The following is a 13,878-nucleotide window of genomic DNA, read 5'->3' as shown; positions in this document are numbered from 1 at the left end:
ATATACTACATAAAATCTAATATATCATAATTTTTAAGTTAAATATTCCACTTAAAAACAAATCTGTTAGCTTTTAAAATATCCATTTTTCAATATAAAAATGAATATGTTATAGAAATTAACCTATTATGTTATTACTCAATATATGTAATATCATAAAGAGATATAAGGATTACTTCCCAAACCCAAACGCCTCCACAGCCTCTCCCTATTCACACCCAAATAATCAGCTTCCCACTGCACCATCAACCGCCTTTCCTCAATATGCTCAGCTTTATGAATATAAGCAGCCCTCACTGAGTTGCGCTATTGGTGGCTCATTTGCCTTTCTACTGTATCTTTCGACCACAAGCCAGACTCAATCAACGAACTACATGCCATCGTTCTAAAACCATGATCACAGACTTCTGTCTTAATATCATAGCCCATTACACGTAATGCACTGTTTACCATGTTTTCTCTCGGATTGTCATTATCGATAAAGACTAGCGAATGATTACCACAGAATTGATAGACCTGTTTTAAGATCTCACTGGTTTGTCGGCTTAAAGGGACGCAAGGTTGACCTTAGTATACTTGGGAAGACTAAAAAGTGGGGAAAAGCCTTGTAAAACAGGGATTTCAGATACAAAAAAAGACGTCCGTTGACGTCCCTCGATGTTCTTATGGTGCGAAGGCCGGACTCGTACATAACACTTAACCTCATGATCTAAATTAAAATATAGAAGTATAAATTTATTTATACCAACACATGTACCAACAGATGAAATTCTTACTTTTTTTGATGGTTATCTAATACAGATAATTGTGATGCTGGTGGTTCTGTATAAGTTATCAGATATTAGTGTCTGTGTAACATCAATATATTCTCTCCTTCTCGAATATTAAAAAAGTTAATCTGAACTTTATTGGTAGCTAGTCCGAAAAAATAAAAAGAGATAGTAACTAATACAGTTTTTCTTGAGAAGAGAATAAAAGACCAGCATTGACATACACAATACAAAAAACATCAACATTGAAGTGTGGCTTGATCATACCTACGGAAAACTACGTACTCCTAAATACCTCAAGGCAGAAGAGTTTAATGCAGATGGTATCACGGACAATGCTTACGTCAGAAAATTCTATAGCGTGGCTAACATCACATTATCAGCGTTCATGAATACGGCTCCAGTAAACAAAGAGGGCCATCCGTAACTTCTCTGGGCTATCGCCCATGACGGCGCATTGCTAATGGGCATTGAGTCTGATAATCAGGGACATCCCTGCCTAACAGGCTTTAAACCTGCCCGTATTGCCGGCGAACTTTTATTAAAAGACGGCAAATACTATATCAACTCAAAATCTGGTCGGTACAGCCGAGGTTATGCTAACACCGAAGACTTACTGTGCAATGCCATCAATAAATTCAGATCTACATTCAGCGAAGAAGACATTCAAATGACATCTGTACCCTTTATGTAACTATGATGTAAAGGTTGGCAGAGTAGCTTCATGCTGGCGCGCCTGTCGACAGGTTAGGTATCCAGCCACAGATGAAAAATATTCAGCACAGTTTCAGTTTGCGGATAAGGATGACGATAGTCTGCGGTAAACCAAAGCCTTTACTAAAGGCATTAACCCGACCTGAACAATTGAGCACAAATTCCATAGAAACGTCCTTTAATGCACATACGTATTATTTCATGAATCCCAAAAGAACAATTTAAAAATAACATCTCAGTTTTCTTCATCTTCGAAGTATAATTGTGGCCCTCCTGCAAGACGATAACTTCCCCTGACGTCATCCATATCTTTCTCTTTGTAGAAAGGTTCTGCAAAATGTTTTTCATAAACATTAATAAGGCTTTTATTTCTGGTCGCATGGAATCTTTTTTTAACATCGTGAGCTTCCAGCACTTTTATTTTATAGCGTTTCCTGACTGAGTTATTGTCACAGAATTTTTTTAGTGATAACTGGCTGTCTTCGCTCAGTTTCCCTGTGGTCCAAAATTCTACATAAATGTCAGCTTCTGGCTTCTCTTTTTTGGCGGCATCGAAGAATACAGGTACCTGATCTCCTATCCAATGCTTAACGTCTTCATGCTTGACAAAGGAATAGGGTTTATAACCTTTGCATTCAATGAACCTTACTTCCTGATATCCCTTAGCGATGAACACATCACTTTCTGCTTTTTTACCATCAGCAGAACGGAAAACTTTTCCTATCTCAACGATACCTTCATGTTTCATCACTTCAGCAACAAGATATTCGAAGAGCGCTCCCTGCAGCTGTGCAGCTGCACCTTTAACATTCGTTAGTGCAACCATAATAGAATCAATTCTTTCCAGATTCGAGCTGGAATTTGTGAAGTAATAAAACAAAAAATCGTTCAATTCACGCAGTGACTTTGCAAACTCTTCACCGAACAGATTTTCAGGTGTAGCGGGGATAATGCCTTCCTTCTTCAGAGCATGAAACGCATCTTTGTCGAACTGACTGGCGGCCAGCATAAAAAGACTTTTTCCTATGTTTCTTATACTCCTCAGCGATTTACATTTAGCTATAAAGGGCTGTACTTGGGCCAGGGTGACTTTGGTCCCCAGCAGAACGTCACAGGCAAAAAAACCTGGTTTGTTTGCATCGCTCCCTCGTGTAACAAGAGGAGACAGATAGCTGGGACCTGTTAAATCGAACAGATAGTTTGAAATAGCAGGTGACTTTCCTTCTTCATCCTGCCTCGTCCTTGCCAGGTTATAGCTGATCAGATTGAGGTTCTGACTCCACTGAACCATCGTCGTGATGAAAATGCTCTCTGTCACCAGACGTGCGTGTATTTGTCTCGAAACGAAGTCATACCGCCTTTCATCTTTTTCTCTGAGTGCGATGCATTCTCCAATTTCAGGAAGAATAATTTCAATACATAAACCGATTTTCACCAACCTTTGCCACACTATACTGAACGGAATTTTTTTCTTCATAGCTACAGGTGAGCCGCTTGCAGCACCAAAATCACGTTTAGGAATGATTCCGCCTCTGGCCAGAAGGGCGCTCAAAGCAAGACCCAGTGCTGAACCACTCTCTATTAGCTTATCGGTCAATACCTGCCAAAACTCATCGCTACCATAGGAATTCCTGAGATATACAAACTGCTCCCTCTTTGGGAATACGTTTTTAATGCTACTTATCTCACCAGCCAAGACAGCCCGTGAGATAACCTTCCTCGCATTTTCAGCAGAGATATTTTTGCTTTGAATCAGCAGATTCGCCAGCGTTGAACTAAGGCAGGGGCCTTCACGCTTTAAAAGGGAGATGAGTGTCATAGTATCGTTGTCACACTGCGCAATTAATAATTACAAACATAACATAGTAAACTCTCTTTTAAAAAAGATATTCACTAATTTTTTTAATATCAATAAGTTATTGGTGCAACCTCATTATTAAGTCATAAATTTGTCGCGATTACTATTTTTTGGTTTTTTATTCTGATTGTTTGATGGGCATATTTCTGGCTTTTGCAGCTGCAGCGGTGACTGGTTGCTGGAACGACGAACTACTTCGTTCCCGGTAGTAAACATCGGAAAATTAGGAATACTGCAAATACTATTTCTGCTTAGAGGATCTCGGGAAGTGACGTTTTTATCTAATCCGTATTCCTGTAGGGCAGTTGTTCAACATCCATCATGACTTCAACACGTCCACATGATCATCTTAACGTACAATAACTTTCGATATCTTAATTGTTTTCTTTTATGACTTCAGTAAGGGCAACTTGCGTGCTTCCAGTACCAGCAAATATTTTTTCCGTCGTACTAGGTTTTGGCCTTCCAGCATCGATAAATGATCCTTATCTATTTAAACGCCAAATCTCGGATAGTTAATTGATGTGATTTTCCTTTTTCTATCTGCCCCCTAACAGTAAAGTCTAGCTCAGTATGATGTATTAACCATCATCGCTGTTCATTCCACGAACGTCTATCGAACGAGACTCGCACAATGTAAACTATTGTATCAAAAGAATTTTTATCGATTTACTTGATTACTGGCGAGTGCGCTACCAACGTAGTATTGAATTTCTTCGGCGCTGTTGAAGCAACGATGGTTACCACCTAATGCGGTAAGCATTCGCAGCCCCATACACGACCTCATTCCTAGAAATGATTTGAATGGTTCTGCATCCGAAAGCGTAACGAATAAGGATTCAATACGCTCGTCGCAAGATCTAATTAGTCGCCTACCTGTTTGATTTGGGACGCAAATACAGTTGCTAACAAAGCAGCAAACTGATCTATAGCAGTCATTACCAGCTCCTTTATATCGGGGGATTGGTATGCATTCCACATTCTTCGAAAGAAATATAGCCAGCAGTTTGTCTGCATGCTCTGAGTATTCGTTAGTGAACGTGGAGCACCTACTTGAAAGCAAAGCAGCAATCATCAAACCACATGATTTTGGCACAATATCCGTAACAAGTAAGTGCGCTCTGAATCACTTCGAAGTATAAATCTCAGGGTTTAAATGACTACAACTAAAATTATTTTCCCCAGCTACCGACATCTTCGCCAACTCTGGATTATTAGCCTCAAAGATCGATAACGGTAACTCAACCTTACGGCCGTTTTGATCTTCCACCGCTTTAACCACTTCAAACTCAGCAACATCCTCACACGGAATTTCCAATCCAGTAAACATGGCACGCGTTGCGCTAGAATCGCCAAAAGGTTCTACTTCCAGTACCGTATCCCCTAATACTTTTCCTTGCCCATCTTTCATTCGCAGCGTGAGTTCAAGTGCACCAAACTCCGCGTGGTCTAGAACCATATGGTTGCCGCCATTATCGAGGGTAAATGAATAACCACAGTAGCATTGGTTAATAAAATTTGAGCTCGTATGTGTGATGCTTGCATAACGCTGTTGTTCTTAAGCCAAACTAAATGCACTGAATGCCAATAATCCTATCGCAAATACACTTTTTATCTTATTCATTACATTACCTTTTGTTATCTTTTATCGTCCTCGCTACCGCAAGTGACGGCAGCGAGAATGTTATTTATTGTTGATTGGTTTGCAGTCCACCTTTAGTACGGTCTTTTTCTTTCCAGCGCGGTCGATTCTTGCCTGAGAACTCTTTTTGCATACTCCAATACCCAATGGGGTAACGGGCTACAATCGTCCCACCAACACCAATATCGACCGAGGAGTACTGACCATTATTAATGGTTCCTTTTTGGACATAAGCGTTAGGGCTACAAGTGCCTGTATCGCGTTGTTGCCAGTTTCCATCAGTTCTTGCCACGATATAAAAATCACCAAATGCACAACCTGACGCAGATTTATGATTCAGTACAGCAACATAATGTTTGGTTGAGCCCACATCCTACAAGTACTATTCTGGCTTCCACACACTTGCCATAAGGTTTTACCGCCATCGCCTCTATATTCCCAAATGGTATTTTTAGGGGGCTGGCTGGTGGCAGAGGCTGGTGATGTCATCAACCACAGTGAGGCCAATACAGTTACAACTACATATCTTTTCATTATAAATTCCTATCAACATAAATAGAAACGTCAGATTGACGCTTTATGAACACCGTCTAATGGGTGCTTGGTTTTCCCTGATATGGCGTATTCGGTGGCTATCTTGTGAATGGTGAATAAGGTATCCACAACAAAAATTGCTGATCATGTTTAATGTTATGGCTAGCGGTTTAATCGCACTGAAACCCAGTGACGAATTCGCCGATGAAGATAAAAAGCAATACCACTGGCAATAAGCAAATCAACTAGCAATATCGTGGTGGCGATACCTTCAGTAAAACCGTATAGCCAACCGGATGACATGATGATCAGTAGGCTAGAGAGGGCTAATCCGATAATGATGGTAGATATAATGGCAACTAATTTGGGGTTGAAATGGATTTTATAATCAATCCCCTTAAAGGCGCTCAAAACCCACAAGCCTAATTGCGCCAAGAGTTGTGGGATAACCAACGCCAAGAGATATAAAACGAAGTACATCAATGTGATCCCATACGGGTTCATGGTAAGGGCGATAAGCTGGAAATGTGTTAGCAATACGCCCGTGATCCAAAGGCATAACAAAATACTGATAACGATAGCGATCCGTTCTAAACCCAACTGTAAGTGTGAAACGGTATTCATATTTTTAAGCTTCCTTATGTGATGATAAATTCACGGTATGAGGGTGATTTTGAATGGGCATGGCCCATTCATGACCGCAATCGCGGCACATCCAGCCCGTGCCCCATGCAATGATGTCTTGTTCAGAAGAACAGTGAGGGCAATGTGTGGGATGCGATGCTGGTGGGGTTAATAGCGTCATGGTCGGCTCCTTTCTTTGAGTGATGGAAGAGCGGTAAGTACTTGTGATATCAATCTAAAATGCGGTAATGCCGCGATAAAACTGTTTTGTTGTGACAGCTGCATCACTGTATGTTTCGGTGTGAAAGGGATATTGAGCGGCTGAACCTGTTGGATATCCTCCAACAACAAGACATGCACTTGCTGATGATATTCAGCCAATAAATACCATTGGCCTTCGCGGTAAATCAGTTGATAAGGTTGTAGTGGATTAAAACGACGCTCAGGCGTGAGTAAGCTAATAGATTGCTTACTGGTAATGGCATACACCAATTGATAGAAATGGTCGGCATGCAAAGCCGAAATCTTATGGGCATGATGCCAAATCAAACAAGGTGCATGGGGCTGTTGGGTTAACAGTAATCCCAGTAAGCGGCTGTCTAGCCCCGGAAACAATCGAGTCATCCCAATCTGTTTCACAAAAGTTAGAATATCTTTGTCTCGGTAAGCTTTTAGCGTATTGATGGGCAAGCGATAACAACCTTGCCAACCTTCTACACCCAGATAAGCCAAGCGTTCACGTAAATCCCGTTGTAACGTGCGTTCAGAAACATTGAACTCTTGGGCTAAACATGAGAGCACAAGGCTTTCTCCTGCCATTAAGCGGGCAATCAGCGCAGAGAGTCGCACAGCCATGCGGTCATATTTTCGGTTAATCTGAAACATAACGTATTACTCTCAATAACAGACGTTAGGAAATTAAGAAGTGAGGGAGTTTAACTTAGGGGATTGACAGGTTATGTCTGTTGGGAAAAATTATCATTGGGCATTTTAGTGAAAAATCACTATAAGTAATTCATTGATAAATAAAGTTATGCTTTTTATTTGAACGATAAGAAAGTAAGGCGTAACGACACAACCTGTCAGGGTGGGAAAATTAGTTGGGTTGGCGAGGAGCGAGTTGGTTAAATAAGGTATCCGCCATCACCCACAGGGCTTTATTGAGTTTGATATCTCCATCAATCCCATTCACCGAACGAGTACGAGCGCGTTTACCTTTTGCAGTGCGGCCTGATAATCCTCCTTTAATCAGGTTTTCTTGTAGACGTTGGTACACCGTCCAAAGGTCTTCTTTTTTATCTTCAAAGCGTCGAGGCTGTAGAACTTGCTCTCGCGTGACGGGCTGGAACTCTTCACCAAAGCGGTAGGTCAAAGCCGCTTCAGCAAAGGCTTGCTGGGCGGGTGGAGGTAACAATAACGACTGCATACTTTCGCGTTTTTCAGCCACTTGCTCAAACGTATCGAGTACCTCATATGCCCCTTCAATCACTTTCCCCACCACATCCCCTTTATGGGGGACACGCACTTCACCTAATACATCACCGCACACCAAACCGTTGGAGCATACAGCTCTAAAGAGTCCCGGCAACATCTGGTAGCTACTCGAACCGTCATGGCTATTAAGCAAAATAATTTCAGGCACTTGTACGCCCGTAATTTGGTCATGTCGCCGCAGCCTCAACATATGCTTGGTGTGCTCTCGACGGCTGACATCACGCACTCGGGTCTGGCAGGCAAAGAACGGATAAAAGCCTTCTTTTTGTAGGCTGTCTAACAAGGTGATGGTGGGAATGTAAGTATAGCGTTCACTGCGTGACCCATGCTTATCTTCGGAGAAAACGCTCGGTACAGTACGGAATAACTCTTCGATAGTGAGTGGACGCTCACGGCGAATACTGTTAGCAGAGCCAAAACGAGACGCTAATAAACTCATGATAAAACTCCTGATTAATCAATTAAATGGAAAATGGCAGCGGATTCAGAATGTTGTAGGGCATAGTCACGCAGTTGATAAAAGCGGTCGCACATCACTTCGCTTTTTGTTTGGAATGACCAGATGCTGTACAGGATAAGGCATACGGCAATCCCTGCCGCTTCTTGGCTCACGGTGGCTTCATTGCCGTTGTGCATGTTGAATAGGGTTAAGGTGTCTGCGTTGATATCGGGGTAGATAAAGGCACCGCCATTATTGAGTGAGCCGTACTCCCAGTAACCGCCATGATACTCATCGCAGAATTGACCCATCGTGGTGAAGATGACCACTTCAAAGGTGGCCCAATCTTTTACTGCACCAAAATGGTTGAACCAAAAATCAAGGCGTTGCTCATCAAGGACGAGTGTCATTGCAATGGCGGATTCAGTTGTGTTATTCATAAGTTGAGACTCCAATAAAAAGAAATAAAAAAGCGCCAATCCCGTTAAGGACTGGCGCTGAGAGTGATGAATAATTAATTAACGTAGGAGGTTAAAAGAATAGGCTCCACAGGGATTTAGCGACGGAAACGATGCTGTTTTTGACAGTGCTGATCGTATGTTTTATCAATGGGGGTAATGGAATGATATTGATTATGGTATCGACGATATCACTAACACATTGCCCAAAATTGTTACATGCGGAGTCTTCCACGGATTGTGTCCGATAAGTGTTATTCAGTTGCCTAGCCACACCGCTACTGGCTTTCGCCGGTAACGCCTGTATTAATTGCTCTGCTAATTCAGTGAGCTGAAAACCTTCTGCCGCAGAAACCGTCATCACTGGATGATGCGGTTTAAATGCTGTTATCACAGCTTGTTGCTTTAATTCTAAGTTAGCAACTTGTTCACGGGATGGTTGGTGGTACAGTTCATCCCACTGGCGACAGGGCTCTATTTTGTCAGCTTGGTTCAATACAAACAGAAATCGTTCAGATTGATAACCACATTGCTTAGTGAGAAAGCGATAACATTGTTCATCAGAAGACCATGCCCTATCATCGGCTTTGAGTACCCAGATGATTAAATCCAGTTCTGGCAATAAGTTACGGTAGAGCTGGTGGTATTCTCTATCTCGCTCAAGGCTTTCTCCCACACCGGGTAAATCAACAAAGGTGAGTGTATGGTTGTTCATCACCATACTGAAGCGTTGAGCTTGGCGTGTGCAGCCGGATACATCACTCACAGGTGATAGGGTTGATTGGAATAGAGCGTTGATAAGGCTGGATTTTCCTGCTCCGGTTTTACCCATCAGGCCGATGGTGGGGGAGTAGTTGATGAGTTTATTCAAATGGGATAAAAACACATCCTTAGCCCCTTTAGGGAGGAAAAGAAAATGATTTTCGAGTTTATTCATCGTTGCAACCTTAATATATGTTAAGTTCGCATAGATGATATATATTTGAAATTTATTTCATTTTTTCATATTCATCAATAATGAAGCTATTTAACCACTCCGACGCGGGTACACCATAGTTAAGGGCTAACTCTGTCAATTTAGTTCTTGCCTCTGCTGAAAGTTGAATATCTTTCGGTGTTTTTTTTGGCCTTACCGAACCTTTTGATTGAGTAGTTGTTCTGTGTTTTCGCTCATTTCGAGCTAGGAGTAATTTTTTATAGCGCTTATCTTTTTCATCTTGGGGTGATTGCCATAAATAAAAACCAGTCACAATGTAAAGATAAAGCTCTTCACTATCCTGATATTCGGTTTTAGTCAATGCTTTACTTTTGACCAGATAGTTATAGACCCACTTGCACATTTTTATATCGGATGGTTTTAACCAATCAAAGTACTTGTAATGGCAGGTTTTCTTAATTACGTCATTTCTTAAGTAGTCAAGCATACTATATATATCAGTAACATAATCTGAGTATTGAAAAGCATTAAGCCTAGCTACAACAAAGTTAATATATTCAATAGATTCTACATATCGCCCTTCATGACTCTTCGGTGCAAAAATAAATTTCTTATCAAAAAAACCGTTCGTTACTGTTTTTATAACACTACTAAAGTCGTCCTTAACTGTGAGATCTGTTAAGTAGTTTCGTATTTTAAACATATAAAAATTAGCGTCTTTGCTGTTGCTCAACACACGCCATATGAGGTAACAAAAAACTTTATTCTTTCTCATATAACCATAAATTTCGTTCTCTATATATGAATAATTCATCGTCATGAAAACCTCATTTTTTTATCAATTAAAATATGATGATTATTTTATTATACGGTAATAAAAAACCATTAAAACCACCAATAAATAGCTAATTAAAACACATTTTTATTCATGATTTAATCGTGATATTCATGTTCTTTCATTCCTTAATTTTAAAGGGTTATACATAGATTATTAGGCTTATACTAATACAATAGTGCTGTTTTTATTGATAAGCATACTAAAAAAATAATTCTAATATTGTGAAAGTGACGCTGTTATCCATTTCGCGTTAGAAAATTAATATCAGAGTACTTTTTAATGAGATGAGTCACTGAGCCTCTGACAAGCAGGGCTTCTGTGTGTAAAAACGGTGCTGGTATAGTTATATATTTAATAGAGTAAGAATGGCATTTTATAGACCTAAAGATCACTCAAGCAATCTTGACTAACTTATCTATTTTTTACATCCATCGAACTAGATATGACTTAAAAAACCTTAAGGAATAAATCATGTCTAGTTATACCTACAATGAGGACTATCTTCGTCAGATAGACCGAACAGTCCGTAAATCACTCCTCACCAATAATCGTGTCACAGCTATTCGCGTAGATTTACGCTTCCCGTCATCAACAACTTGTTACCATGAGGATTCAACAGTCATAACTCGTTTCATTGAATCCCTAAAAGCCAAAATAGGCGCAGACCTAAGACGCAAAAATAAAGTATGGGCTCGTAATTATTCATGCCCCTTATCTTATGTTTGGGTGAGAGAGTTTGGTGAGATCAGTAGTCGGAAACATTATCACTTATTGCTATTAGTCAATAAGGACGTCTATTGGGGCTTAGGTGATTACACAAAAACCGAAGGAACACTCTATGCATTAATACAGCAGGCATGGTGTAGTGCAATTGGTGTTAACTACTCTACGGAGCGTTATTTAGTTCATATCCCAGATAACGCTGTTACTTGGCTAGATAACAATAATGCCAACAATGAAAGTACGATATTCGAATTAAACCAACGCTGTCGTTACTTAGCCAAAGAACATACAAAATATTATGGTGATGGTGAGCGTTCTTTCGGATGCAGCCGTTAATCTACCAATAAAAAACATGAGGGGGATATCTTTTGGAAGAAAGATATCCCTAAACATTTATCGATATCCCTTCTGCCTTTTAACTTTAAAGACAGGAGTTCAATAATGAGCACTCAAGCGATTCCCTTATTAGATGACCAATGCGTTGATATGAAATTTATAACCCGTTTAACCGGACTAACAGATAAATGGTTTTATAAATTGATCCAAGATGGAGAGTTTCCTAAACCAATAAAACTAGGGCGTAGCTCTCGCTGGTTAAAGAGCGAGGTTGAAAATTGGCTACAGGCACATATTGATGAATCGAGAGGGGCTAACTCAACCCTTGAATCCTAAGATACTATCGCGAATAGTAGTTCATTTTCCACAGTATGATGTTGAACACTTAAAGCTGGTTGCAGATTACCCAGAGGGTGCGCCAGAAAACGCTAAGGTAACATACTGTTATATGGCCTAGAAAAAAATGCCGAATATTTACCCTTGAACAAGCTCTATTCGGTAATCAGGCTGCTGACTGATTATTGCTGTGAGGAACAAATTGCTGATGTCACAATTCGTTATGTTCAGCGACTATAAAGTAGTAAGCACGATGCAAGCGGCACAAGTCTGTGGTCTTGCTTTCAACTAGCTGATTGACTTCACATTACTTCAACCTTTTTGGCTTATTGATAGCGACTCCAATTCAGATAACAGAAATAAAATATTATCACATGCACTTAGAACACCAGACGAGCGATTTTAAATTTATTTAAAAGAAGATAGAGTACTCATTGTCTGGATCTCAATAGAAGAAGCGTTATCCTGGGATTGGACAAATTTAAGCGAAAGACAAGTATTCCATGATTTGTTTGTTAACTTTTTAAATGATTCAATCCAGCTTTCTACTACTGCACAAGAAAATCTCGTATTGAATAACATTTTCAAAAAATAATTCATCTTATTTGAATAGCTGATAATCAATATAAGCTATCTTTTTATTTATTGAAAATAAATTTGAAAAATAAAATTTTATTAGCTATATATCATTCGTCATTCTGAAAATGCAAAAAAAAATAAGCTGACTTTCTAATGATATTTAGCATTATGTTTTACATTTTTTAGTAATATTGGCTTGTTATATGGTTTTACTAAATGTTTTTTTAGTCTCAGGTGAATAGAAGAGATTTAAATCCAAAACAGAATTAGTGTGTTTTTTACAATGCTGAATTTCTTTTTTTCTGCGTTTATCAGCATGAATTATAACTGGTTGTTTTTCCATATAAACTCCTTTTTATATGTATTGCTATGATTAATAATTGTCTTTTTTGTAAATATCAATATTTGGTGTGGTATTTTTGTTGAGTGTATGAACAAAATTATCATTGAGTCATAACCACTTTATGGCATGTTTAATGAGCTTGTAGTAAAATTTACCCATAAATAGTTAACGTTAAGGAGATACATATGTTTTCCAAAGAAAAAGTTAGCGGTATTTTATTTGCGAATGGTTTTAAGATCAAAAATCAAAGTAATATAGGTGACTCATATACGTTTGATTTAGGTAATGAATGGCAAGTATCTGTATTTTGTCCTTTTATTAGGAATGTATTTGAGGAGAATGTGGATAAATTAAATTATGAGGCAATAAGTGCGTCTTTATTTGATAGTATTGGTACAAAGTTTAAATTTGAAAACGTAGCTTCATTGGAAGAAAATATTAAAAAAGTACTCAGAATACTAAAAGAAAACTCTGATGATGATGATATTTTAAAGTGTGAAAAATGTGGTGTAAGATATGTGCAACCAAAAGAACCTACATTTGGTAAAAAATGGAAGCCATTCCTCTCTTGTAGTGGAATGATAATTAAAGGAACAGGTAAAAATAGAGGAGTCCTTTGTGATGGGACATCTAAAAAATTACCGGCAGTAGTTTTGCTATAAATTTAAATTTTTTGTTTTTATAGTGTGACAAGGAAAAAGCATGTTCGATTTTCTTATGATTAACTCTGAGTATGTGTCTATTGTCGGTGCGGTTTTAGCCTTTGTTGGCACAATTGTACTCGCTTTTTCTCTGGGAAAAGTATTGTGGGAATTCATGTTTTCAATTGACGCGATATCTACCAGTATTGAAAGTATAGCTGACGGGGGAGATATTTACGTCATTCAAGGACTTCATAAAAGAATATCAACAGCTATTTCTGCATCCAAAAGGCCCACCTGGATTGGGATAATATTAGTATTTATATCAATGCTAATGCAAGGTTATTCTTTATATCTAAGTTTTGAAAGTAATAGAATAAATTCGATAGAGTACGATAATAGAATAAATGAAGTTCATGACGAAGTTACTGAAACAAAAAATACACTGAATATATTGAACAGTAAGTTATTAGCTAAAATTGATGAAAAACAGTCCCAAATAGATGAGCTTAAACGTATTCAGATAGAACAAAATGAAAGTTTACAGAGCATTATTAAAAAACAGAAAAAGTATTAATAAATTTAGATGTTGATTTTTTCAACCATATGGCA

Annotated in this window: 16 protein-coding genes and 1 pseudogene; 5 read left to right on the top strand and 12 right to left on the bottom strand. The window is 38.9% G+C overall.

What is annotated here, in order from left to right:
- Positions 1 to 172: 172 nt before the first annotated feature.
- Positions 173 to 555: pseudogene (locus PMI_RS19160) on the bottom strand (tyrosine-type recombinase/integrase); the annotation flags it as partial.
- A gap of 678 nt (positions 556 to 1,233) precedes the next feature.
- On the opposite strand from PMI_RS19160, the gene PMI_RS17385 reads away from it, so the two are divergent.
- Positions 1,234 to 1,464 (top strand): hypothetical protein, encoded by a 231-nt coding sequence (locus tag PMI_RS17385; RefSeq protein ID WP_012368770.1) that lies wholly within the window; start codon positions 1,234 to 1,236, stop codon positions 1,462 to 1,464.
- A gap of 255 nt (positions 1,465 to 1,719) precedes the next feature.
- Here the strand turns inward: PMI_RS17385 and PMI_RS17380 are convergent, their stop codons facing one another.
- From PMI_RS17380 to PMI_RS17340, 10 genes are all read right to left on the bottom strand, one after another.
- Entirely contained in the window at positions 1,720 to 3,303 is a 1,584-nt protein-coding gene (locus PMI_RS17380; protein ID WP_012368769.1) for a plasmid-like protein, read from the bottom strand.
- Between the two features lie 1,165 nt (positions 3,304 to 4,468).
- Positions 4,469 to 4,879 carry an IrmA family protein gene (locus PMI_RS17375; protein ID WP_223232015.1) on the bottom strand — a complete coding sequence of 137 codons (411 nt, stop codon included), beginning with the start codon at positions 4,877 to 4,879 and terminating at the stop codon, positions 4,469 to 4,471.
- 151 nt (positions 4,880 to 5,030) lie between these two features.
- Entirely contained in the window at positions 5,031 to 5,276 is a 246-nt protein-coding gene (locus tag PMI_RS19710; protein ID WP_012368766.1) for a hypothetical protein, read from the bottom strand.
- Between the two features lie 44 nt (positions 5,277 to 5,320).
- A complete protein-coding gene (locus PMI_RS19705; protein ID WP_012368765.1) occupies positions 5,321 to 5,518 on the bottom strand; it encodes a hypothetical protein in 198 nt (65 codons plus the stop codon).
- Positions 5,519 to 5,680: 162 nt separating this feature from the next.
- Positions 5,681 to 6,142, bottom strand: coding sequence for a hypothetical protein (locus tag PMI_RS17365; RefSeq protein ID WP_012368764.1), 462 nt, complete (start codon positions 6,140 to 6,142; stop codon positions 5,681 to 5,683).
- Positions 6,143 to 6,319: 177 nt separating this feature from the next.
- On the bottom strand, positions 6,320 to 7,027 hold the full coding sequence (locus PMI_RS17360; RefSeq protein ID WP_012368762.1) for a WYL domain-containing protein: 708 nt from the start codon (positions 7,025 to 7,027) through the stop codon (positions 6,320 to 6,322).
- Positions 7,028 to 7,238: 211 nt separating this feature from the next.
- Positions 7,239 to 8,075, bottom strand: coding sequence for a DUF932 domain-containing protein (locus PMI_RS17355; RefSeq protein WP_012368761.1), 837 nt, complete (start codon positions 8,073 to 8,075; stop codon positions 7,239 to 7,241).
- A gap of 14 nt (positions 8,076 to 8,089) precedes the next feature.
- Positions 8,090 to 8,515, bottom strand: coding sequence for an antirestriction protein (locus tag PMI_RS17350; RefSeq protein WP_012368760.1), 426 nt, complete (start codon positions 8,513 to 8,515; stop codon positions 8,090 to 8,092).
- A 91-nt stretch (positions 8,516 to 8,606) separates the two neighbouring features.
- On the bottom strand, positions 8,607 to 9,470 hold the full coding sequence (locus tag PMI_RS17345; protein ID WP_012368759.1) for a GTPase family protein: 864 nt from the start codon (positions 9,468 to 9,470) through the stop codon (positions 8,607 to 8,609).
- A gap of 52 nt (positions 9,471 to 9,522) precedes the next feature.
- A complete protein-coding gene (locus PMI_RS17340) occupies positions 9,523 to 10,290 on the bottom strand; it encodes a hypothetical protein (RefSeq protein WP_012368758.1) in 768 nt (255 codons plus the stop codon).
- Positions 10,291 to 10,779: 489 nt separating this feature from the next.
- Here PMI_RS17340 and PMI_RS17335 point away from each other — a divergent pair, with 489 nt between their 5' ends.
- Both PMI_RS17335 and PMI_RS17330 read left to right on the top strand, forming a co-directional pair.
- A complete protein-coding gene (locus PMI_RS17335; protein WP_012368757.1) occupies positions 10,780 to 11,367 on the top strand; it encodes an inovirus Gp2 family protein in 588 nt (195 codons plus the stop codon).
- Between the two features lie 105 nt (positions 11,368 to 11,472).
- On the top strand, positions 11,473 to 11,703 hold the full coding sequence (locus PMI_RS17330; RefSeq protein ID WP_012368756.1) for a helix-turn-helix transcriptional regulator: 231 nt from the start codon (positions 11,473 to 11,475) through the stop codon (positions 11,701 to 11,703).
- A gap of 778 nt (positions 11,704 to 12,481) precedes the next feature.
- Here the strand turns inward: PMI_RS17330 and PMI_RS19350 are convergent.
- A complete protein-coding gene (locus PMI_RS19350; RefSeq protein ID WP_157867042.1) occupies positions 12,482 to 12,625 on the bottom strand; it encodes a hypothetical protein in 144 nt (47 codons plus the stop codon).
- Positions 12,626 to 12,810: 185 nt separating this feature from the next.
- On the opposite strand from PMI_RS19350, the gene PMI_RS17325 reads away from it, so the two are divergent.
- Complete coding sequence (locus tag PMI_RS17325; RefSeq protein WP_012368755.1) at positions 12,811 to 13,287, top strand: hypothetical protein; 477 nt, start codon at positions 12,811 to 12,813, stop codon at positions 13,285 to 13,287.
- 40 nt (positions 13,288 to 13,327) lie between these two features.
- A complete protein-coding gene (locus tag PMI_RS17320) occupies positions 13,328 to 13,843 on the top strand; it encodes a coiled-coil domain-containing protein (protein WP_012368754.1) in 516 nt (171 codons plus the stop codon).
- The last annotated feature ends 35 nt before the right edge of the window (positions 13,844 to 13,878 follow it).

Source organism: Proteus mirabilis HI4320, assembly GCF_000069965.1.
GTDB lineage: Bacteria > Pseudomonadota > Gammaproteobacteria > Enterobacterales > Enterobacteriaceae > Proteus > Proteus mirabilis.
The sequence above is the reverse complement of the archived record's forward strand: the minus strand, read 5'-3'. Positions and strand labels throughout refer to the sequence as shown.

Coding starts and splice junctions, on each gene's coding strand:
- PMI_RS17355 (WP_012368761.1), bottom strand. CDS start 8,075: ATGAGTTTATTAGCGTCTCGTTTTGGCTCTGCTAACAGTATTCGCCGT.
- PMI_RS19350 (WP_157867042.1), bottom strand. CDS start 12,625: ATGGAAAAACAACCAGTTATAATTCATGCTGATAAACGCAGAAAAAAA.
- PMI_RS17380 (WP_012368769.1), bottom strand. CDS start 3,303: ATGACACTCATCTCCCTTTTAAAGCGTGAAGGCCCCTGCCTTAGTTCA.
- PMI_RS17350 (WP_012368760.1), bottom strand. CDS start 8,515: ATGAATAACACAACTGAATCCGCCATTGCAATGACACTCGTCCTTGAT.
- PMI_RS17330 (WP_012368756.1), top strand. CDS start 11,473: ATGAGCACTCAAGCGATTCCCTTATTAGATGACCAATGCGTTGATATG.
- PMI_RS17340 (WP_012368758.1), bottom strand. CDS start 10,290: ATGACGATGAATTATTCATATATAGAGAACGAAATTTATGGTTATATG.
- PMI_RS17345 (WP_012368759.1), bottom strand. CDS start 9,470: ATGAATAAACTCGAAAATCATTTTCTTTTCCTCCCTAAAGGGGCTAAG.
- PMI_RS17385 (WP_012368770.1), top strand. CDS start 1,234: ATGGGCATTGAGTCTGATAATCAGGGACATCCCTGCCTAACAGGCTTT.
- PMI_RS17325 (WP_012368755.1), top strand. CDS start 12,811: ATGTTTTCCAAAGAAAAAGTTAGCGGTATTTTATTTGCGAATGGTTTT.
- PMI_RS17335 (WP_012368757.1), top strand. CDS start 10,780: ATGTCTAGTTATACCTACAATGAGGACTATCTTCGTCAGATAGACCGA.
- PMI_RS17320 (WP_012368754.1), top strand. CDS start 13,328: ATGTTCGATTTTCTTATGATTAACTCTGAGTATGTGTCTATTGTCGGT.
- PMI_RS19705 (WP_012368765.1), bottom strand. CDS start 5,518: ATGAAAAGATATGTAGTTGTAACTGTATTGGCCTCACTGTGGTTGATG.
- PMI_RS17365 (WP_012368764.1), bottom strand. CDS start 6,142: ATGAATACCGTTTCACACTTACAGTTGGGTTTAGAACGGATCGCTATC.
- PMI_RS17360 (WP_012368762.1), bottom strand. CDS start 7,027: ATGTTTCAGATTAACCGAAAATATGACCGCATGGCTGTGCGACTCTCT.